The 22,192-nt window shown below is 41.0% G+C and carries 21 protein-coding genes and 1 riboswitch; of the genes, 18 read left to right on the top strand and 3 right to left on the bottom strand.

The window, feature by feature from the left end; all coding sequences use genetic code 11:
* Positions 1–233: 233 nt before the first annotated feature.
* The 11 genes from polX (at position 234) to JOC77_RS06700 (ending at position 14,729) form a co-directional block, all read left to right on the top strand.
* Complete coding sequence (gene polX, locus JOC77_RS06750) at positions 234–1,952, top strand: DNA polymerase/3'-5' exonuclease PolX (RefSeq protein WP_204540627.1); 1,719 nt, start codon at positions 234–236, stop codon at positions 1,950–1,952.
* Positions 1,953–1,991: 39 nt separating this feature from the next.
* Positions 1,992–4,346 (top strand): endonuclease MutS2, encoded by a 2,355-nt coding sequence (locus tag JOC77_RS06745; RefSeq protein ID WP_204540624.1) that lies wholly within the window; start codon positions 1,992–1,994, stop codon positions 4,344–4,346.
* Positions 4,347–4,361: 15 nt separating this feature from the next.
* Positions 4,362–4,769, top strand: coding sequence for a DUF350 domain-containing protein (locus JOC77_RS06740; protein WP_204540621.1), 408 nt, complete (start codon positions 4,362–4,364; stop codon positions 4,767–4,769).
* Between the two features lie 262 nt (positions 4,770–5,031).
* On the top strand, positions 5,032–6,729 hold the full coding sequence (locus JOC77_RS06735) for a long-chain-fatty-acid--CoA ligase (protein WP_204540618.1): 1,698 nt from the start codon (positions 5,032–5,034) through the stop codon (positions 6,727–6,729).
* A gap of 156 nt (positions 6,730–6,885) precedes the next feature.
* Positions 6,886–7,488, top strand: coding sequence for a TetR/AcrR family transcriptional regulator C-terminal domain-containing protein (locus tag JOC77_RS06730; RefSeq protein ID WP_204540614.1), 603 nt, complete (start codon positions 6,886–6,888; stop codon positions 7,486–7,488).
* Positions 7,489–7,609: 121 nt separating this feature from the next.
* A complete protein-coding gene (locus JOC77_RS06725; protein ID WP_204540612.1) occupies positions 7,610–8,383 on the top strand; it encodes an enoyl-CoA hydratase in 774 nt (257 codons plus the stop codon).
* A 58-nt stretch (positions 8,384–8,441) separates the two neighbouring features.
* Positions 8,442–9,215: an electron transfer flavoprotein subunit beta/FixA family protein gene (locus tag JOC77_RS06720; RefSeq protein WP_204540609.1), complete on the top strand. Its 774-nt coding sequence runs from the start codon at positions 8,442–8,444 to the stop codon at positions 9,213–9,215.
* 40 nt (positions 9,216–9,255) lie between these two features.
* A complete protein-coding gene (locus JOC77_RS06715; RefSeq protein ID WP_204540606.1) occupies positions 9,256–10,236 on the top strand; it encodes an electron transfer flavoprotein subunit alpha/FixB family protein in 981 nt (326 codons plus the stop codon).
* 426 nt (positions 10,237–10,662) lie between these two features.
* Positions 10,663–10,977 (top strand): thioredoxin, encoded by a 315-nt coding sequence (trxA, locus tag JOC77_RS06710; RefSeq protein ID WP_204540602.1) that lies wholly within the window; start codon positions 10,663–10,665, stop codon positions 10,975–10,977.
* 390 nt (positions 10,978–11,367) lie between these two features.
* Positions 11,368–13,140, top strand: a complete 1,773-nt coding sequence (uvrC, locus tag JOC77_RS06705) for an excinuclease ABC subunit UvrC (protein WP_204540600.1) — start codon at positions 11,368–11,370, stop codon at positions 13,138–13,140.
* A gap of 65 nt (positions 13,141–13,205) precedes the next feature.
* Positions 13,206–13,382, top strand: a riboswitch (Lysine riboswitch).
* A 129-nt stretch (positions 13,383–13,511) separates the two neighbouring features.
* Complete coding sequence (locus JOC77_RS06700; protein WP_204540597.1) at positions 13,512–14,729, top strand: aspartate kinase; 1,218 nt, start codon at positions 13,512–13,514, stop codon at positions 14,727–14,729.
* A 63-nt stretch (positions 14,730–14,792) separates the two neighbouring features.
* Here JOC77_RS06700 and JOC77_RS06695 read toward each other — a convergent pair whose 3' ends face one another.
* Positions 14,793–15,302: a YslB family protein gene (locus tag JOC77_RS06695; protein WP_239558633.1), complete on the bottom strand. Its 510-nt coding sequence runs from the start codon at positions 15,300–15,302 to the stop codon at positions 14,793–14,795.
* A gap of 361 nt (positions 15,303–15,663) precedes the next feature.
* Between JOC77_RS06695 and JOC77_RS06690 the strand changes: the two genes are divergently transcribed.
* The 5 genes from JOC77_RS06690 (at position 15,664) to JOC77_RS06670 (ending at position 20,254) form a co-directional block, all read left to right on the top strand.
* A complete protein-coding gene (locus JOC77_RS06690) occupies positions 15,664–16,272 on the top strand; it encodes a succinate dehydrogenase cytochrome b558 subunit (protein ID WP_204540594.1) in 609 nt (202 codons plus the stop codon).
* Between the two features lie 78 nt (positions 16,273–16,350).
* Positions 16,351–18,108 (top strand): succinate dehydrogenase flavoprotein subunit, encoded by a 1,758-nt coding sequence (gene sdhA / locus JOC77_RS06685; protein ID WP_204540591.1) that lies wholly within the window; start codon positions 16,351–16,353, stop codon positions 18,106–18,108.
* 3 nt (positions 18,109–18,111) lie between these two features.
* The gene (sdhB, locus tag JOC77_RS06680; protein ID WP_204540588.1) at positions 18,112–18,870 is read left to right on the top strand and encodes a succinate dehydrogenase iron-sulfur subunit; all 759 of its coding nucleotides are present in this window, start codon (positions 18,112–18,114) and stop codon (positions 18,868–18,870) included.
* A 491-nt stretch (positions 18,871–19,361) separates the two neighbouring features.
* Positions 19,362–19,826 (top strand): acyl-CoA thioesterase, encoded by a 465-nt coding sequence (locus JOC77_RS06675; protein WP_204540585.1) that lies wholly within the window; start codon positions 19,362–19,364, stop codon positions 19,824–19,826.
* Between the two features lie 203 nt (positions 19,827–20,029).
* On the top strand, positions 20,030–20,254 hold the full coding sequence (locus JOC77_RS06670; protein WP_026693730.1) for a helix-turn-helix domain-containing protein: 225 nt from the start codon (positions 20,030–20,032) through the stop codon (positions 20,252–20,254).
* On the opposite strand, the gene JOC77_RS06665 is transcribed toward JOC77_RS06670, so the two are convergent.
* Positions 20,251–20,568 (bottom strand): hypothetical protein, encoded by a 318-nt coding sequence (locus JOC77_RS06665; protein ID WP_204540582.1) that lies wholly within the window; start codon positions 20,566–20,568, stop codon positions 20,251–20,253. The two genes, JOC77_RS06670 and JOC77_RS06665, sit on opposite strands and share 4 nt — an antisense overlap.
* On the bottom strand, positions 20,565–20,756 hold the full coding sequence (locus JOC77_RS06660) for a hypothetical protein (protein WP_204540579.1): 192 nt from the start codon (positions 20,754–20,756) through the stop codon (positions 20,565–20,567). The genes JOC77_RS06665 and JOC77_RS06660 overlap by 4 nt, the downstream gene beginning before the upstream one ends.
* A 127-nt stretch (positions 20,757–20,883) precedes the next feature.
* Between JOC77_RS06660 and JOC77_RS06655 the strand changes: the two genes are divergently transcribed.
* A complete protein-coding gene (locus tag JOC77_RS06655; RefSeq protein ID WP_204540576.1) occupies positions 20,884–21,333 on the top strand; it encodes a MarR family winged helix-turn-helix transcriptional regulator in 450 nt (149 codons plus the stop codon).
* Positions 21,334–21,343: 10 nt separating this feature from the next.
* Positions 21,344–22,144 (top strand): glutamate racemase, encoded by an 801-nt coding sequence (gene racE / locus JOC77_RS06650; protein WP_204540573.1) that lies wholly within the window; start codon positions 21,344–21,346, stop codon positions 22,142–22,144.
* Positions 22,145–22,192 lie beyond the last annotated feature (48 nt).

Below are 22,192 nucleotides of genomic sequence, written 5' to 3'. Positions count from 1 at the left end.
ATTACTAAAAAAAGTCCAAAGGGCTTTAAATCTAGATAACTTAACTAAAAAGCAGAATACTCTAGTCATACCTATGATGCATGCGGCAGTTATGTTGCCTGGTGTACAAATAAAATGTATCTTTAAAGAGGCATCATTTATAAAGGAAGTAAGATTGAAAAACACGGCCTCCAGGCTCCTGGCTGATAGGGGGTCATCCATTAACAATCCCTACTAATTCTGAGGTGATTTTTATGACTATTAATAAAAAAGATATTGTTCATTTGCTTGAAACGATTGCTATATATATGGAACTTAAGGGCGAGAATCAGTTCAAAGTGGCTGCATTCCGAAAAGCTGCGGGCGCCCTGGAAACAGATGATAGGAGCCTTTTTGAAATTGGTGATTTTACAGCGCTTTCAGGAATTGGAAAAGGCACAGCGGCTGTAATTGAAGAATTTATCAGGGACGGAAAGTCGGCTGTACTTGCGGAGCTTCAGGAGGAAGTGCCAAAAGGATTAATACCGCTGCTGCAGCTCCCAGGAATGGGCGGTAAAAAAATTGCCAAGCTCTATAAAGAACTGTATGTAGAAAATATAGAGGATTTGAAAGCAGCCTGTGAAGAAAAAAAGGTTCAGCATTTGGCCGGTTTTGGAAAGAAAACAGAGGAAAAAATACTTGCTGCGATTGCTGAATTTGGGACAAGGCCTGAACGGTTGCCGCTGGCCATGATGCTGCCAATCGTTGAAGACGTTGAAATTGCTATTCAAAATATGAAAGAGATTGAGAGATTTTCAAAAGCGGGCAGTATTAGAAGGGTGAAAGAAACCGTAAAAGATTTGGATTTTATTATCGCTACAAATAACCCAGAGTCCGTTAAGGAGCAGATCTTAGCTCTGCCGCAGGTAAAGAGTGTGATAGCGGCAGGAGATACAAAAGTATCCGTAACTTTGTCCTACCAGTATGAAATCTCTGTTGATTTCAGATTGGTTAAACCAGAGGAATTCATCACAACACTCCACCATTTCACAGGATCAAAAGACCATAATGTTCGGATGAGGCAGCTAGCAAAAGATCGAGGTGAAAAGATCAGTGAATATGGAGTCGAAATAATTGAAACTGGTAAAGTATTGACCTTCCAATCAGAAGAGGAGTTTTATCACCATTTTGGACTGCCTTTTATTCCCCCAGAGCTTCGTGAAGATGGAACGGAGGTCGATTTTTACAAAGAAGGATATGGCCTAGTCAGTCCTGAAGATATACGAGGAGATCTTCACATGCATTCTACCTGGAGTGACGGCGGTCATTCTATTGAGGAAATGGTTGAAGCCTGCAGAGCCAAAGGTTACAAGTATATGGCCATTACAGATCATTCTCAATATTTAAAGGTCGCAAACGGTTTGACTCCCGAACGGCTGAGAGAGCAAAAACAAACGATCCGTGAATTAAATGACAAATATGATGATATCCTGATTCTCTCAGGAATAGAAATGGATATTCTGCCGGATGGCACTCTTGACTATGATGATGACCTTCTAAGTGAGATGGACCTTGTTATAGCATCCATTCACTCCATCTTTTCGCAGCCTAAGGAAAAGATTATGGAAAGGCTTAAAACGGCTTTGATGAATCCTCATATTGATTTAATTGCTCATCCTACGGGAAGAGTAATCGGCCGGAGAAAAGGCTATGAAGTTGATATGGACATGCTGATTCAATTAGCAAAGGAAACGAATACAGCGCTCGAGCTGAATGCAAACCCAAACAGGCTTGATCTTGCTGCCGAACATCTGAAGAAGGCTCAACAGGCAGGCGTTACGATTGCTGTAAATACCGATGCCCATAACATTGAGATGCTCGAGGACATGGAGATCGGGGTATCAGCTGCCATTAAGGGCTGGCTAAAAAAGGATACCATTTTGAATGCTAAGACTTCTGAAGAATTGCTGGCATTTTTAAAAAGAAATGATTAAGAAATATAATAAAGAAATATAGGAGGGGGCATAAACTCCATGCATCAAAAAGCGTTAAAAACCCTGGAGTTTCATAAGATAATAGAACAGCTTGCTAAATTTGCTTCGTCTTCTTTAGGGAAAGAAAAGGCAGGCAGACTGCTGCCTATTTCCGATTTTGAGGAAGTAGTCAGACTGCATGAAGAAACAGATGAGGCAGCGAAAATTATAAGGTTAAGAGGCAATGTTCCGCTTGGTGGAATATTTGACATAAAACCGCATGCGAAGCGTGCACAAATCGGGGGAATGCTCAGCCCGGGAGAGCTGAATGAAATAGCCAGCACGCTCCGAGCCGGCAGGATACTCACAAAGTTTATCGAAGAAATGCTCGACAATGGAACGGAGCTTCCTCATACAGCGGGTTATATTGAATCAATCACGCCTCTGCCTGATCTTGAACGGCCCATTGTAAATGCTATAAGCGACATAGGTGAAGTGATGGATTCAGCAAGCGATAGGCTGAAATCACTGAGAACACAGCTGAGAACGAATGAATCAAGGGTAAGGGAAAAGCTAGAGAGCATGATTCGATCATCAAGTGCACAGAAAATGCTGTCGGATGCTATTATAACCATTCGAAATGACCGCTTTGTTATTCCTGTAAAGCAGGAATACCGCAGTGTATATGGCGGCATCATTCACGATCAATCTTCTTCAGGGCAGACCTTGTTTATCGAGCCCCAATCAGTTGTAGACCTGAATAATGGCCTCCAGGAAATCAGGATTAAAGAGCAGCAGGAAATAGAAAGAATTCTTTCCGAACTTTCCGTGCTGACAGGAGAGTTCGCCGCAGAGCTGCTTGCAAATGTTGAGATACTTGCCATCTTAGATTTTATGTTTGCAAAAGCCCGGTACAGCAGCGAGATCAAAGGCTCTAAGCCTAAGCTTAATAATGAGGGAAGGGTAAAACTCTTTAAGGCGAGGCATCCGCTTATTTCCCCTAAAGAAGTGGTTCCGAATGACATTATTTTAGGAGAAGATTATACTTCCATTGTGATAACAGGGCCAAATACGGGCGGTAAAACAGTCACGTTAAAGACAATAGGACTGTGCACACTTATGGTTCAATCTGGCCTGCAAATTCCCGTTCTTGATGGCTCTGAAGCTTCTGTTTTTGAAGAGATATTTGCTGATATTGGTGACGAGCAGAGCATTGAGCAAAGCTTGAGTACTTTCTCCTCCCATATGGTGAACATAGTGGATATATTGAAATCAGTTAACCACCGGAGTCTTGTTCTTTTCGATGAATTGGGAGCAGGAACGGATCCACAGGAAGGGGCGGCGCTTGCTATTTCTATCCTGGACACCGTATATGAAAAGGGAGCAAGAGTGATTGCGACTACCCATTATCCGGAGCTGAAAGCATATGGATATAATCGAAAAGGCGCTGTTAATGCGAGTGTAGAATTCAATGTTGAGACTCTAAGCCCAACTTATAAGCTTTTAATAGGAATTCCCGGAAGGAGCAACGCTTTCGAGATCTCAAAGCGGCTTGGACTGGATGAAAAAGTTATAAACGAGGCAAGAGGATATATTGGAACTGAAACGAACAAAGTGGAGAATATGATTGCCTCTCTTGAAGAAAGCCGTAAACAGGCGGAGAAAGATCGAGAGGAAGCAAATGAATTCCTGAAGGATTCTGAAAGGATCCATAAAGACCTTCAAAAGCAAATGGCCGAATACTACAGCCGGAAAGATGAGCTGGAGGAAAAGGCACAGCAGAAAGCTGCAGAAGCGGTTAATAAAGCAAAAGCGGAAGCAGAAGAGATTTTGAGTGATCTTCGCAGGCTTAGACTTGAAAAGAATGCGGAAGTGAAAGAGCATGAATTGATCGACGCCAGAAAACGCCTTGAAGAAGCTGCTCCAGTAATCAAGAAATCTAAAAAGGCTGCAGCACCTTCTAAGAAAAAGGAGTTCCAGCCAGGTGATGAAGTTAAGGTAGTGACTTTTGACCAAAAGGGACACTTGGTTGAAAAGATTTCGGCTGATGAATGGCAGGTTCAGATAGGTATAATGAAAATGAAGGTGAGTGAAGCTAATCTTGAATATCTTGGTACTCCAAAGCAGGTACAGACGAAACCGCTCGCTACGGTAAGAGGAAAAGATTATCATGTCAGCCTTGAACTTGATCTGCGCGGCGAACGATATGAGAATGCCCTGTTAAGGGTAGAAAAATACATCGATGATGCCCTTCTTGCCGGATATCCAAGAGTTTCTATCATTCACGGAAAAGGAACCGGGGCTTTAAGACAGGGAGTCCAGGAATATTTGAAAAATCACCGCTCAGTAAAACGAATCAGATTTGGAGAAGCTGGTGAAGGCGGAAGCGGAGTAACTGTTGTTGAGTTTAAATAACCAGGAGATATACTGATGGACAAATTATGGGGCAATGAGTTTGTTTACCTAACTGCATACTATAGTGTTGTAGTATTATGTTGTATCGTTTTTCTAGCAGTCTTTGAACTCGTAACGAAGTACCAGAATTGGGAAGAAATTAAAAAAGGAAATCTATCCGTTGCACTGGCAACCGGGGGCAAAATTTTTGGGATTGCTAACATCTTCCGCCATTCCATCCTGCAGAATGATTCGTTATTAATTATGATGGGCTGGGGTGTGTTTGGCTTTCTTCTTTTGCTGGCTGGGTATTTCATTTTTGAATTTCTAACCCCCAGCTTCAATATTGATGAAGAAATCGCAAAGGACAACCGTGCCGTTGGACTCATATCAATGGTCATTTCTGTAGGATTATCTTATGTGATTGGTGCTGGCATATCATAAAGGGGAGATAGCACTTGGAGAAGCTTGCAAGAATTTTGCTTATTCTTTGCGGAACATTTATGCTGATTGGAATTATATATATTCTATTTTTTGTAAAATAGGTACATGAACTCCCCGGATCTATTATAAGATCAGGGGAGATTTTTTGCTTTTATAGGTAAAAATCCTCAAACAATTGTCATTCAATTGAACGATATAATATAATTATAGATAGAAAAGTTAGAAAATTTTAAGAATTTAAGTTAAAGAGGAGGCAAATTATTTGAACGATCAGAAATTATGGCTACAGCATTATCCTGAAGAAATACCTGCTGAGCTCGAGTATAGCAGGGAGCCTTTGCAGAATTATCTTAAACAATCTGCAGCTAAGTTTCCACAAAAGAGTGCCATTCATTTTATGGGAAAAGAATTATCCTATAAAGAAGTGTATGAATCTGCTCTGAAATTTGCCCGTTATTTAAAAAACCTTGGTATTAGTAAAGGAGACAGGGTCGCTATTATGCTGCCCAACACTCCGCAGTCCGTGATTGCGTATTTCGGCTCTTTGATGGCCGGGGCCATTGTGGTTCAGACTAATCCGCTGTATATGGAACGTGAATTGGAATATCAAATGAAGGATTCAGAAGCCAAAGTCATTCTGACTCTGGATATTCTCTATCCAAGAGCAGCGAAGGTAAAGCCTCACACTAGTCTGCAGCATATCATTGTAACCGCTATAAAGGATTATCTGCCTTTCCCAAAAAATTTAATTTACCCTTTTATTCAAAAAAAGCAATATGGTCTCGTTGTTACGGTTGAACATGAGGGCAGCCAGCACTTATTTACTGAAATCATGAAAATGGGAGTTCCTGAAGAAGTAGAAGTGGATATAGATGTGGAGCAAGATCTCGCTCTCTTGCAATATACAGGTGGGACTACAGGATCTCCAAAAGGTGTTATGCTTACACATAAAAATCTTGTTGCCAATGCCGAAATGTGTTCAGTATGGCTTTATAAGGACAAAGAGAAGGGCCATAACATTTTAGGAATACTTCCTTTTTTTCATGTATTTGGAATGACTACTGTCATGATTTTTTCGATTATGGAAGGCCACAAGATGACCCTGCTTCCGAAATTTGATGTATTAACCACCTTAAAGACCATTCAAAAGCAAAAACCGACGCTTTTTCCTGGGGCGCCTACGATGTATATAGCGCTGCTTAATTATCCGGATTTGCACAGATTTGATGTTTCCTCCATAACAGCCTGTATAAGCGGTTCAGCTCCTCTTCCGGTTGAAGTTCAAGAAAAATTTGAAAAGCTTACAGGTGGAAAGCTTGTGGAGGGCTATGGATTAACTGAAACCTCACCGGTCACACATTCAAATTTCCTTTGGGACCGTCCAAGGATTAAAGGAAGCATAGGTGTACCATGGCCAGATACAGATGCAGCTATTCTGTCTATGGAAACAGGTGAGCAACTAGGGCCGAATGAAATTGGGGAGTTAGGAGTAAAAGGCCCACAGGTCATGAAGGGTTATTGGAACAGGCCTGAAGAAACAGAGCAGGTATTTAAGGATGGCTGGCTATTGACAGGTGATATAGGATATTATGATGATAAGGGGTATTTTTATATAGTTGATAGAAAGAAAGACATGATTATAGCTGGAGGATTTAATATATACCCAAGAGAGATCGAAGAGGTATTATATGAGCATGAAGCGGTTTTAGAAGCAGTGGTTGCTGGTATTCCTGACCCTTATCGCGGTGAAACGGTTAAAGCATACGTGGTGCTTAAGGAAGGAAAACAGCTCACAGAGGAAGATATGAATGATTTTGCCCGAAAGCATCTTGCAGCCTATAAGGTTCCTAGAATATACGAATTCAGAGATGAATTGCCGAAAACAGCTGTAGGAAAGATTCTCAGACGCGCGCTTGTTGATGAGGAGAAGAAAAAAATAGATGACCGGAAAAATGCATAGTCTAATCTCCTGAGCCGAACCTGGCTCTTGTTTGAAATAAATTGGACAAGTTTCAGAATAAGAATTGCTGGCTTTTGCTTGACATAAAAAGGGCCATTAACTATGATAGAAATATGAATGACGATTCATTCATTTTTTCCTGAAAGGGGAACATCAGTGAAACGCAATAGGCCAAAATTTAAACAAATTATTGATGCTGCTGTTGTAGTAATAGCAGAAAATGGCTACCACCAGGCTCAAGTTTCAAAAATTGCCAAACAGGCAGGAGTCGCAGACGGAACCATTTACCTGTATTTTAAAAATAAAGAGGACATCCTCATTTCTTTATTTCAAGAAAAAATGGGGACTTTTGTAGAGACGATTGAAGCAGAGCTAAAGCAGGCGGATAATGCCTCTGATAAGCTGCTGGTTTTGATTCAGCAGCATTTTGGACAACTTTCGGATGACCGGCATTTAGCAATTGTTACTCAATTAGAGCTTAGGCAATCCAATAAAGAACTCCGTATCAAAATCAACGATGTTCTAAAAGGATATCTTGAACTAATGGAAAAGATTATCGACGAAGGCATATCTAATGGAGAATTCTCCGAAGACCTGGATAAGAAGCTTGCGCGCCAGATGATTTTTGGTACAATTGATGAAACTGTCACAACATGGGTTATGAACGAGCAAAAATACAGTCTCACGCAGATGGCAGTGCCGATTCATACTATGATGGCTAGAGCTTGTGGAAGCCAAAATATTGAAAAGAAGGTATAATAAGATTATTCATGCAGAGCGGGCTGGCCATCATAGCGCCTTTCTATCCAGCAGGCTAAGAAAGGCGGCTTTCTTAGCCTCACTCACTCTCATGTAATTATACATATTGGGGGTCGTTTTTATGGGGTTTTTAACTTATTCCGTTGAAGAACGCGTTGCCGTAATTACCGTCAATAAACCTCCGGCTAATGCTCTTTCCTCTCAAGTACTGCAGGAACTTTCAACCCTGCTGGATGATTTGGAAGTGAATGATGATGCAAGGGCAGTCATCCTCAAGGGAGAAGGGAGATTCTTTTCGGCTGGAGCTGATATTAAAGAGTTTACTAGTATCGAGAGCGGCGGAGAATTTTCAAAATTAGCAGCACGCGGCCAGGAACTGTTTGAAAGAATCGAACAATTCCCAAAACCGGTTATCGCTGTTATACATGGAGCAGCACTCGGGGGCGGGCTTGAACTGGCTATGTCCTGCCATATTAGGCTGGTATCTGAGACTGCAAAACTCGGGCTTCCTGAGCTCCAGCTCGGATTGGTGCCTGGCTTCGCAGGATCACAGCGGCTGCCTCGTTATGTAGGAAGCGCTAAAGCGGCAGAAATGCTGTTTACAAGCGAGCCTATAACCGGTGTCGAAGCAGCAGCTCTGGGGTTAGCAAATCATGCATATAAAGAGGAAGAATTATTCCAAAAAGCGAATGAACTGGCTTCCAAGATTGCAAAGAAAAGTCCTATTGCCTTAAAAACAGCTATTACCCTCATAAACTATTCAAAGCATGAAAATTACTACAAAGGCGTGGAGAAAGAAGCAGAGTCCTTTGGAACTGTTTTTGTCAGCGAAGATGCCAAAGAAGGTATAGCCGCTTTTATTGAGAAGAGAGAACCTCAATTCAAAGGTAAATAAATTTTTTTCAAATGAAAATTCTTAATCTTTTAAATAATTCACAAATGGAGGGAATACCATGAATATTTATGTTTTATTAAAAAGAACATTTGATACTGAAGAAAAAATAACCTTATCAAATGGGAAAATCAACGAAGATGGTGCCGAATTTATCATCAACCCTTATGACGAATATGCTGTAGAAGAAGCGATCCAGGTTAGAGATGCACATGGCGGTGAAGTAACGGTTGTAACTGTTGGTAATGAAGAAGCAGAAAAACAGTTGAGGACAGCGCTTGCAATGGGTGCAGATAAAGCTGTTTTAATTAATATTGAAGATGATGTAGAAAATGGAGACCAGTATACTACGGCTAAAATCCTCTCTGAATACTTAAAGGATAAGGATGCTGATTTAATTATTGGCGGTAATGTAGCCATTGATGGAGGATCCGGACAAGTAGGGCCTAGAGTAGCAGAACTTTTGGACATCCCATACATCACAACCATCACTAAATTAACGATTGAAGGACAAAATGTAAGCGTTGTCCGAGATGTTGAAGGAGATTCAGAAACGATTGAAACTCAGCTTCCTTTACTTGTTACAGCTCAGCAGGGATTAAACGAACCTAGATATCCTTCTCTTCCTGGAATCATGAAGGCTAAGAAAAAGCCTCTTGATGAGCTGGAGCTGGATGATTTGGATCTGGAAGAAGACGATGTTGAAGCGAAAACAAAAACAATTGAAATCTTCCTTCCTCCTAAGAAAGAAGCAGGCAGAGTGCTGCAGGGAGATCTGGCTGACCAGGTAAAAGAATTAACTGGCTTACTGCGAACAGAAGCAAAAGTAATTTAATCGGCATTGCATATCTAATTAAGCTCAGGAGGGAATATAAATGGCTAGAAAAGTTCTCGTTTTAGGAGAAGTTCGTGACGGATCATTACGTAATGTTTCTTTTGAGGCAATTGCGGCAGCAAAAACGATTTCAGAAGGCGGAGAAGTTGTTGGAGTGGTTGCAGGCAAAGAGGTTAATGGTTTAGCTGAGGCTCTCATTCAATACGGTGCTGACCGTGCAGTTACAGTGGAGCACGACAGCCTTGAACAATATACGTCCGATGGATTCTCGCAGGCTCTTCTTGCAGTGATTGAATCAGAAAATCCTGAAGGAATTGTGTTAGGACATACTGCGCTTGGAAAGGACCTGGCCCCAAGAATTGCAGGGAAAATGAATTCTGGTCTTATATCTGATGTAACATCCTTAGAAGAAGCAGGCGGTAACCTTGTGTTTACCCGCCCGATTTATTCAGGAAAAGCGTTTGAGAAAAAGGTCATTACAGACGGCTTGATTTTCGTGACGATTCGTCCGAATAACATTGAATCTTTAGAGCAGGACAGCGGCCGGACTGGAGAAGTGACTTCTCTTTCCGTAGATATAAAAAATCTTCGTACCATCATAAAGGATGTTGTTCGCAAAGCCAGCGAAGGTGTCGACTTATCTGAGGCAAAAGTGATTATTGCCGGCGGCCGCGGCGTGAAAAGCGAAGAAGGGTTTGGTCCACTGAAGGAACTGGCGGACGTTCTGGGAGGAGCGGTAGGAGCTTCCCGCGGTGCCTGTGACGCTGATTATTGTGATTATTCACTTCAAATTGGGCAGACCGGTAAGGTTGTAACACCTGATCTTTATATTGCTTGCGGTATTTCTGGAGCCATTCAGCATTTAGCTGGAATGTCGAATTCTAAAGTAATCGTAGCCATCAATAAAGACCCAGAAGCTAATATATTCAAGGTAGCGGATTACGGGATTGTTGGTGATTTGTTTGAAGTATTGCCGCTGCTTACTGAAGAATTTAAAAAGCTCAAAGTTGGAGCTAACTAAATTACAAGCAGGGCACAGACGGCCGGAACTGAAAACCGGCCGTTTTTTTGTGGTGAAAATGAAGTGCTGGCTGCCCGTGGATGTATGGCTATCGGTAAAGGAAACAAACTTATGGTCTGTTTTTGATGAGGAATGTATAAAAGGAATAAGATTTGGTCACAAGAGGGCTAAGTCCTCCCATTACATTTCGAGAAAAAGCCTGGAACAATGGTTTAGGGAGAAGAATTTAAGAGGCTGGATTCTTAGGGAAGTTATACTGAACTTTTTTCGGGAAATGGGGACTGTCCCCTGGTTACTATTCGTTTTTTGTGGAATATTATTTATTTATGAGGGTAAATTACATCTGAGGCAAAGTATTAACGCATGTATTTAAAATAGTGCTATACTGTGTGCAGTAATTCATTAGTAATTTTAGGAGGATTTGACATGGCAATTACAAATGCAACTGATCAAAACTTTGCAGCTGAAACTGGCGAAGGATTAGTCTTAGCTGATTTCTGGGCACCATGGTGTGGACCTTGTAAAATGATTGCACCAGTTTTAGAAGAATTGGATGCTGAATTAGGTGAAAAAGTTAAGGTCGTAAAATTAGACGTAGATGATAATCAGGAAACTGCTGGTAAATATGGTGTTATGAGTATTCCAACTTTAATTTTGTTTAAAGATGGCGAGCCAGTAGACAAAGTAGTAGGTTTCCAGCCGAAAGAGGCATTAGCTGAGCTTATTAATAAGCACGCGTAATAACGAGGGTTTATAGCCCTGTTTACAAATATCCCTTCTTCGGGAAACAGGTTAGTAATACTAGCCAGTTGCCTGGAGAAGGGATATTTTTTATACTGTATATATAGAACTTATAATCTATCTATACATTACTTGAACAGATCCCGCCGCGGGCGGGTTTTTATATTTTAGGCTATTCTAAAGTTCATCATAGTTTTACCGCTATGTTGATCTTCGCTGCAGGCGCGAGACTCCTGCGGGAAAAGCGGGTCAAGGGAGACCCCACAGGCGTATAACGTGAGAGGAGGCTCCCGGACCGCCCGCGGAAAGCGAGTGCCTCTCGCTGCAATCAACAGGCAAGTAAAAGAGCTATATTTTAAAAGTTTCCATTAGAAACGAGGTGAATCGTACATGAACCAAAATATCCAGCATAAGCTTGCTTTGCTGCCTGATCAGCCAGGCTGTTATCTCATGAAGGACAGGCAGGGTACCATTATCTATGTAGGTAAGGCAAAGGTGCTTAAAAATAGGGTCAGATCCTATTTCACCGGTTCTCATGATGGTAAAACACTCAGGCTGGTGCAGGAAATAGAAGACTTTGAGTATATAGTGACCTCATCGGATATGGAAGCGCTGATTCTAGAGTTAAATCTAATTAAAAAGTGGGACCCTAAATATAATGTCATGCTGAAGGATGATAAAAGCTACCCATTTATTAAGCTTACGGCCGAAAGGCATCCAAGGCTGATTACAACCCGGAATGTTAAAAAGGATAAAGGGAAATATTTTGGGCCTTATCCGAACGTATTTGCAGCGAACGAAACGAAAAAATTGCTTGACCGTCTGTATCCGCTGAGAAAGTGTACGACGCTGCCGGACCGTGTCTGCTTATACTATCATCTTGGCCAATGTCTTGCGCCTTGTGTGAATGACATCAATGAACAGGAATATAAAAATATTACAGAAGAAATTACCCGTTTTCTGAATGGCGGCTATAAGGAAATAAAAAAGGATCTTACTGAAAAAATGACAGCAGCTGCAGAGGAGCTGGATTTTGAGAGAGCCAAGGAATTCAGGGATAAGATTGCCCATATCGAAACTACGATGGAAAAACAAAAAATGACTCTGACGGATTTTACAGACAGAGACATTTTTGGTTACGCATATGACAAAGGCTGGATGTGTGTACAGGTGTTTTTTGTCAGGCAGGGTAAGCTTATAGAGCGTGAGGTTTCCATGTTCCCCCTCTATAATGAGCCGGATGAAGAATTTTTAACATATCTGGGACAATTTTATTCCAAGGTCAATCACTTTAAACCGAGGGAAATTCTCCTGCCAGATTCAGTAAATGCTGAAATGGCCGAGGGGCTGCTGGAAGTAAAAGTTCTTCAGCCAAAACGCGGCCCGAAAAAAGACCTGTTAAAGCTGGCAAACAAAAATGCCAAAATCGCTCTTTCTGAAAAATTTGCGCTTGTTGAAAAGGATGAGGAAAGAACGATTAAAGCCATAGAAAATCTAGGTACTCAATTAGGCATCTACACTCCTCACCGAATCGAAGCGTTTGATAATTCAAATATTCAAGGGACAAACCCGGTTTCTGCTATGGTTGTTTTCATAGACGGCAAAGCGGAAAAGAAGGAATATAGAAAATATAAGATTAAATCGGTAAAAGGACCGGATGACTATGAATCCATGCGTGAGGTTGTAAGGCGGAGATACAGCAGAGTTCTTAAAGAAGGTCTGCCTATGCCTGATCTTATCATCATTGATGGAGGAAAAGGCCATGTGGAAGGAGTCAGGGATGTGCTTGAAAATGAGCTTGGCCTGGAAATTCCGCTTGCCGGACTTGTGAAGGATGAGAAACACCGGACTTCACAATTAATGATCGGTAATCCATTGGAAATAGTACCGCTGGAAAAAAACAGCCAGGAATTTTATCTTTTGCAAAGAATTCAGGATGAAGTGCATCGGTTTGCCATTACTTTTCACAGGCAGCTTAGAGGGAAGAACGTATTTCAATCCCTTCTTGACGAAATTCAGGGAATTGGAGAAAAGAGAAAGAAAATGCTGCTTAAACACTTCGGTTCCGTTAAAAAGATGAAGGAAGCACCGTTGGAGGAATTCATTAAAATAGGAATTCCTAAAGGTGTAGCTGAAGAATTCTTTAAGAAATTGCAAGACTAGCATTGTTGGCTTGAACATGTTATGCTATAATCATCAATAAATTAAAAATTACTTTACTAAGTTAAAGTGATGATAGAGGTGCGAGTTTCATTAGTAAGGACTTGGAGAAGTTTGAGCTTCAAGGAAAAGTCCTGAAAGGGGAAGTTGCCGAAGCGGAACAAGGCTCAGGACTTGTTTGGCTGGTTCTGCATTGAATAAGTGCAGGATTGTCAAGATCTTATTCTTGGAGAGCTATCTCACTGTGTTAGCGTATTATGCATTTTTTAGTACGTCCTTCACAGGCAATGAGATTATTCTCATTGCCTTTTTGTATGTTCTTAACAGATTTGTAAGGCAAATTCACTTGAAACCATAACAGGGAGGCAACAACATTGGGGAGAATTGTACAGAAATTCGGAGGAACTTCAGTAGGCAGTGTAGAGAGAATTAAAAATGCAGCGGATCGCGTTCTTGAAGAAGTGAATCAGGGAAATCAAGTAGTGGTGGTTGTTTCTGCTATGGGGAAGACGACTGACCATCTTGTAGACATGGCAAGGGAAATCTCTCCTTTTCCGAATAAAAGAGAGATGGATATGCTGCTGACAACGGGAGAACAGATTACAATAGCCCTTCTCTCCATGGAACTGAATGAAAGAGGCTTTGAAACGATATCTCTGACAGGATGGCAGGCCGGAGTACAGACAGAGTCCGTTCATGGAAATGCTAGAATTACCAATATTGAGACTGACAGAATCGAAAAAGCACTAGCTTCCGGAAAGATTGCTGTAGTAGCAGGATTTCAGGGGATTGCAGGAGCAGATATTACCACTCTTGGAAGAGGCGGATCTGATACAACGGCCGTAGCGCTTGCAGCAGCATTACATGCTGATAAATGTGATATCTATACGGATGTAACAGGAGTGTACACAACAGATCCGCGATTTGTTGAAGGAGCAAGAAAGCTAAAATCGGTTTCATACGATGAAATGCTGGAATTAGCGAATCTGGGTGCCGGCGTCCTTCATCCAAGAGCAGTGGAGTTTGCGAAAAACTATCAAATGCCGCTTGAAGTGCGTTCAAGCATAGAACGAGTATTAGGAACCATCATTGAGGAGGAAGTATCTATGGAACAAAACCTAATTGTCAGAGGAATTGCATTTGAAGAAAGCATCACTAGAATATCTATTTTTGGCCTCAAGAAAGGTATTTCCTCCATTTTTACTGCTTTAGCAGAGAGCCATGTTAACGTAGATATCATTATTCAAAGCATGACACAAGAACATGAAACAAGTCTTTCATTTTCTGTGAAAACTGAAGACGTTAAAGAGGCATTAGAAGTTTTAAACAGCCATAAAGAATCCATACTTTTCGAAACGATTGAAACAGAAAGTAATCTGGCAAAGGTATCAATTGTTGGGTCCGGCATGGTTTCAAACCCTGGGGTTGCAGCAGAAATGTTTGAAGTATTATCACAAAGGGAAATTTCCATCAAAATGGTAAGCACTTCGGAAATTAAAGTGTCTACAGTTGTTTCTCAGGATAAAATGCTTGAAGCAGTCAATGCCCTGCATGAAGCATTTAATTTGTCTGATGCTTTTGCCATTAAATAAAAATAATTTCAAAAAAAACCAGCAGAGAGTTAAACGCCTGCTGGTTTCTTATTTATGATTCTATTAATATATAGAATCCTTTGGGTCCCACTTCACAATAAAAGTTACTTTGCTTGTCCGCTTTTTTAATTCTTCAATTGCTTCAGAAGATACCTTTTTCTGAAGTTCAAACTGCTGAGCCAAAAATCCTGCTTCCAGCTGAAAGTGGCACTTTTCATTTATAGAAAGCCGTCTTGATACTCCATCACCAGACAATTCAAATATGGATTCATCTTTTGAAAGCTTCTTTTGGGTAAGTGTTCCCCAGCCGGCGCTGTGAAAAAAAACGCATATGTCTTCCACGGAATGTAAAGGGAACTTCCTTGCTAATTGTTTCCCTCCCCAATAAAGAAGCTGAGCTGCATCCTGACCAAGGATTTCGTTTAAAAGGTATTCTCTGATTAGGTCGTAGCCAAAAACAGGAATCTGCTGCGCATCAGTGTGCGGATTCTCATTTTCTACAAGCGGCTGTTCGTTCAGGCTTTGTTCTGAGGCTGTTTCTACCGGTGTTTCATTCATGACTTCTTTACCCAAAATTCTCCCCTCTTTCTTTAAATCTATTATAAACAATTTTTTCCCGTTACAAACACCCTTAAATATATCTAATCTTTCATTTTATTAATTATGTCAAAATAATTCCTGAACTGAACGAATAAATCTTAAGAATTAGAGTATAAGATTAAAAGTTTGAAATTTTTATAAAAATTTTTATATTTGCCAAATAATTTGTGTATCCGTTTTCTTGACGCTAAATCTTGGGAGGAGTAAAATGAACATGTTAATTAAATGTTACAAAATAGTTTTTTTTGTAGTTTTGTAGCGAATATCCTTTGGTAAGGATATATTTTACTTTTTGTGCAGGTACAGCCAAATCTCAAGGGGGTATAACAATTTTATGGCAGGAAATCGGGAGTTTGCCAATCGGAGGCTGCATTCGTTACTAGGGGTAATTCCGCTTGGAATCTTTATTATTCAGCATTTAGTCGTAAACCAATACGCTACACACGGTGTTGAATCATTTAATAAAGCGGCTAATTTTATGGGAGGACTCCCATTCAGGATTTTTCTAGAAACATTCATTATTTTTCTTCCTTTAGCTTACCATGCGATTTATGGAATTTATATAGCTTTTACGGCTAAAAACAATGTAGGCAGATATAGTTACTTCCGTAACTGGATGTTCATGCTTCAGCGGCTGACTGGGATCATCACACTTATTTTTGTTACGTGGCATATCTGGGAAACGCGCATAGCCGCAGCTAGAGGGACAGAAGTAAATTTTGAAATGATGTCTAACATTCTGGATAATCCATTTATGATCGCTTTCTATTTAGTGGGTGTCATTTCAACTACATTCCACTTCGCAAATGGTTTATGGTCATTTTTAGTAACATGGGGATTAACTATTTCACCGCGTGCTCAAAGAATCACAACCTATGTAACTATGGGGATATTTGTAGCACTGTCTTATGTTGGAATTAGAACTATACTTGCATTTATTTAATAGAATCGCAGTTTTGGATATAAGGTGTCAGGCTGTGCAGGATCTTAAAGGCTTGGATATTGAAAAGGAGTGACAGACTTGAGCAATGGCAAAATCATTGTAGTCGGCGGCGGTTTGGCTGGCTTAATGGCGACTATAAAAATTGCTGAAAAAGGGCATAAAGTAGATCTTTTTTCAGTAGTTCCCGTAAAAAGATCCCACTCTGTTTGTGCGCAGGGCGGCATAAATGGAGCTGTTAACACAAAAGGTGAAGGGGACTCTCCATATATACATTTTGACGATACGATTTATGGCGGCGATTTCCTTGCAAATCAGCCTCCTGTTAAGGCAATGTGTGAGGCGGCACCATCGATCATTCACATGTTTGACCGTATGGGTGTAATGTTTAACCGTACACCAGAGGGTCTTCTTGATTTCCGCCGTTTCGGAGGCACTCAGCATCATCGTACTGCATTTGCTGGTGCTACAACCGGACAGCAGCTGCTTTACGCTCTAGATGAGCAGGTACGCCGCCATGAAGTGGCAGGCCTTGTTACGAAATATGAAGGCTGGGAATTCCTTGGTGCTGTTATTGATGACGAAGGAGTCTGCCGCGGAATTACTGCACAAGATCTAAAAACAATGGAGATCAAGTCATTCTCTGCTGATGCTGTTATCATGGCAACAGGCGGGCCTGGAATTATCTTTGGCAAATCAACTAACTCTATTATTAACACCGGTTCTGCCGCTTCAATCGTTTACCAGCAGGGCGCTATCTATGCAAACGGCGAATTTATCCAAATTCATCCAACAGCGCTTCCTGGCGATGATAAACTGCGCTTAATGAGCGAATCTGCACGCGGGGAAGGCGGACGTGTCTGGACTTATAAAGACGGAAAGCCTTGGTACTTCCTTGAAGAAAAGTATCCAGCGTACGGAAACCTTGTACCCCGCGACATTGCAACCCGTGAAATTTTTGATGTATGTGTGAACCAAAAGCTCGGGATTAATGGAGAAAATATGGTATATCTGGACCTTTCCCATAAGGATCCTAAAGAGCTTGACATCAAGCTTGGAGGCATCATAGAAATCTATGAAAAATTCATGGGCGATGACCCAAGAAAAGTACCTATGAAAATATTCCCGGCTGTACACTACAGCATGGGCGGACTATGGGTTGACTATGATCAGATGACTAACATCCCTGGATTATTTGCTGCAGGTGAATGTGATTATTCACAGCACGGTGCAAACCGCCTGGGAGCGAACTCCCTTCTATCTGCTATTTATGGTGGAATGGTAGCAGGACCTAATGCACTTAAATACGTGAATGGGCTGAATAAGAGCTCTGAGGATATCTCTACTTCAGTATTTGACAATCATGTTAAACAAGAAGAGGAAAAGTGGAATTCAATCATGTCTATGAATGGTACGGAGAATGCATATATCATTCATAAAGAGCTTGGCGAATGGATGACAGATAACGTAACAGTAGTGCGTTACAACGATAAGCTTCTTCAAACAGACCAAAAGATACAGGAACTGCTGGAACGCTATAAAAATATTAATATTAATGATACAGCAAGATGGAGCAACCAGGGGGCTTCCTTCACGCGCCAGCTGCAGAATATGCTCCAGCTTGCCCGCGTTGTGACTCTTGGAGCGTATAACCGTAACGAAAGCCGCGGAGCACACTACAAGCCTGATTTCCCAGAACGTAATGATGAGGAATTCATGAAAACTACTATGGCCAAATTTACTGGAGCCGGCTCTGCTCCTGAACTATATTATGAGGAAATTGATGTATCTCTGATCAAACCTCGTAAGAGAGACTATTCTAAGAAAAAGGAGAGTTAAGGTATGGCTGAGAACAAAACAGTTCGTTTTATTATTACCCGCCAGGATCATACTGAATCAGCCGCTTATCAGGAAGAATTTGAACTTCCTTACCGCCCAAACATGAATGTTATTTCTGCTTTAATGGAAATCCGCAGAAATCCTGTTAATGTTAAAGGAGAAAAAACAACACCAATAAACTGGGACATGAATTGCCTTGAAGAAGTATGCGGCGCATGCTCCATGATTATTAACGGAAAACCCCGTCAATCATGTACGGCATTGGTTGATCAGCTTGAACAGCCTATAAGGCTGGCACCAATGAGAACATTCCCTGTAGTCCGTGACCTTCAAGTGGATAGAAGCAGAATGTTCGATTCCTTAAAGAAGGTAAAAGCATGGATTCCGATCGATGGAACTTATGACCTTGGACCTGGGCCGCGGATGCCGGAAAGGAAGCGCCAGTGGGCGTACGAGCTTTCAAAATGTATGACTTGCGGAGTCTGCTTGGAAGCCTGTCCAAATGTAAACAGCAATTCTGATTACATTGGCCCGCAGTCACTTTCCCAAGTAAGACTATTTAATGCTCATCCAACAGGTGCTATGAATGCACCCGAGCGCCTGAATGCGATCATGGGCGATGGAGGCATTGCAAGCTGCGGTATGTCGCAAAACTGTGTTCAGTCCTGCCCTAAAGGCATTCCATTGACAACATCCATTGCAGCTCTTAACAGAGATACCACGATTCAATCATTCCGAAACTTCTTTGGAAGCGATCAATAAGAAAAAAAGGGATTTAAAGCTGTTAAGCTTTAAATCCCTTTTATTTAGCTTAAATGAAGTTGTAATTGCTGTATTTTGGCTGGCTTATGTCATAATCCACGTTCATTTTTGAAATTAGAAGTGAATCCAAAGGGTTATGCTTCTATTCTGTTCTTTTATGCTTAACTTTTGGAACTTTGTGCTTATGAATCCAAGATTTATGCTTAACTTTTGGAACTTTGTGCTTATGAAGCCAAGATTTATGCTTAACTTTTAGAACTTTATGCTTATCTATGCTAATCTTCAATATCTTATGCCCAAGTTATAGCCCTTTATGCTTTTTAGATTGATTGAGTAAAAGTGAATCAATATGATGATCTGATGAATTTTCGTATGGACAGCGAGTATTTATCTAGTCCGCATGGAGTCTAATTGAAGTTATCGCTTTATAAAAAATCAGAATTGCTTTAAAATTAAATGAATAACTATTCATTTTTACAGGAGGAACAAGAATGCCCCGCATAGCTTATATTCAAAACATGGAAGAATGGAGCGATTCTTTCCGCTTTTCACATAAAGTGACTGTCCGCTTTTCAGAAACCGATATGTTTGGACATCTGAACAATACAGTGCCTTTTACTTATTTTGAAGAAGCAAGGATTGAGTACCTTAAAGCAGTTGGCTTTATGGCTGACTGGCTGAACCCGGAGCGGGAGAGCATCCCTGTTGTTGCTGATCTCCAATGCGATTTTCTCGCACAGATATATTTCGGAGAAGAACTTCTCATTCATGTAAAGGTTCATACGGTTGGAAATTCGTCAGTAGATATCCATTATAAGGGAACAAGAATGGATGGGACTCTGGTACTTACCGGAAGAGGTGCGATGGTTCAAATTTCCCGGCATAATGGAAAAGCGATTCCCTGGACAGAACAGCATAAGAAAAAATTACTAACTGAGAAGGTTCAGACAGCCTGACAAGGAAGTTTTTCTGCTGTAAAAATCTTAAACTAAATGGCTTAACTTTTTAGTTTTTGTCATAGTATTAAAACAGTTCATTTTTTTATTGCTTCTTCCTTTAAAACCAGTCACTTTCGTAATATCCATATCATAAGATATGGTGACTAAATATATACCCATTCCTAGGTGATAGCTGGTAAAGGCAAGGAGGGTTACCATACTTGAAGGAGAACGAATATACTCATAAGCCATTGCTCACCAAACGAGAAAGAGAAGTATTCGAGTTGTTAGTGCAGGATAAGACGACCAAAGAAATCGCAGGTGAGTTATTCATTAGTGAGAAAACTGTAAGAAATCATATTTCGAATGCCATGCAGAAGCTTGGAGTTAAAGGGCGTTCTCAAGCTGTAGTTGAGCTCTTGCGTATGGGTGAGTTAAAACTTTAACCATACATTACATGAGCTGCCGGCCTCTGCAAGCTTGTCACTATCTTAATAGAAATACCGCTAAAAGCAGTGAAGTGAATATGGGCAGAAGAAAGGAAAAAGCGCTTCCTTTTCTTTGCCTTGTTCACGGACTGCTTATTTTTTTGGTGATAGGAAAGTACTTTTCCTGCTGTCCAGCTGGGACTGACACCTCCGGTCATAAGCCAATCGCCATCAAAAGGCAAAAGCGGCCTTTCGCTGCCGCTCGTCTTATGCCTTTCAGGTGTCTGCTTTTCTATAAGTTTTAAGGTTGTACGTAATCGATATTCATTCACCTATGAATGGAATTTGTTGAAAAGCACCGTCCTCCGCTTTTCCTGCTGTCCAGCTGCGGACTGACACCTTCGGTCATAAGCCAATCGCCATCAAAAGGCAAGAGCGGCCTTTCGCTGCCGCTCGTCTTATGCCTTTCAGGTGTCTGCTTTTCTATAAGTTTTAAGGTTGTACGTAAACGGATATTCATTCGCCTATGAATGGAATTTATTGAAAAGCACCGTCCTCCGCTTTTCTTCTTGAAATTTGTTTTTATTTGATAGACAATAAATGATAGTGTAAGCTTGTTATGTTCTAAGGGTGGGGGCTGTAAATATATGAAGGTTGAAAATGAATTAAACAATGGACTTGTCGTTGATATAGAGAAAGATCTGCGATATATCTCTGCTATAATCAAACAAAAGGGCAGAGAGATATTAAATCATTATCCGATCACGCTTCCGCAATTTTACGCTCTTCAGTGGCTGCTTGAAGATGGTGACATGACAATCGGTGAACTTTCCAACAAGCTTGCTCTTGCTTGCAGCACAACAACCGATTTAGTAGACCGCATGGAAAAGAATGAACTTGTCATGCGGGTCAAAGATACAAATGACCGCAGAGTGGTTAGAATCCACCTCCTCGAAAAGGGAAAGCAAATTATAGATGAAGTGATCGTAATGCGGCAGGGTTATTTAAAAGATATATTTGAGCATTTCTCAGATCATGAAGTGCTGCAGTTAAAGTCCAGCTTAAGCAAGCTGCATCAAGAAATGAAACAAGAATGAGGCGGATACTTTGAAACATCCAATTGGGATTATTGATTCAGGGGTAGGCGGCTTGACTGTTGCCAAAGAAGTAATGAGACAGCTCCCCCATGAAAATATTATATATCTTGGGGATACGGCACGCTGTCCGTATGGTCCTCGGCCAATGGACGAGGTTAAGCAATTTACATGGCAGATGACGAGGTTTTTGCTAAACCGAAATATCAAAATGCTCATTATTGCGTGCAATACGGCTACAGCCGCTGTTTTAGATGAAATAAGAAATGAACTTTCGATACCTGTTCTGGGTGTCATTTATCCTGGGGCACGGGCTGCACTTAAGTTGACCCGTAATTTAAATATCGGAGTTCTCGGGACAGCAGGTACCATAAAAAGCGGTGCGTATGAAACGGCATTAAAAAATATCAATCCGCTGACGAGAGTTGAGAGTCTTGCATGTCCTAAGTTTGTTTCGATAGTAGAGAGTGGTCAGTTTAACAGTCCGATCGCCAAAAAAGTAGTAGCCGAAACGTTAAAGTCATTAAAAAGTAAAAAACTCGACACCCTTATTTTAGGCTGTACGCATTACCCGCTGCTGGGGCCGGTCATCAGCAGTTATATGGGAAAAAACATAGAGGTTATATCCTCTGGTGAGGAAACAGCAAGCGAAGCAAGCGTAATTCTTCATTATAACGGTCACATGAATAAGAGTTCTGAACCGCCTGTTTATAAATTTTATACAACTGGCTCAAAAGGTATATTTCAAAAAATTGCTTCTGAATGGCTTGAAAGAACGATTCATGAAGTTGAAACAGTAAAAATTGATCAATAGGCCTATTCCAGGAGAAAGTGATTTCTCCGTTGGAATAGGCTTTTTTTT

The organism is Peribacillus deserti (assembly GCF_016909175.1).
GTDB lineage: Bacteria > Bacillota > Bacilli > Bacillales > DSM-1321 > Paraperibacillus > Paraperibacillus deserti.
This window is presented reverse-complemented; position numbering and strand designations above follow the sequence as displayed.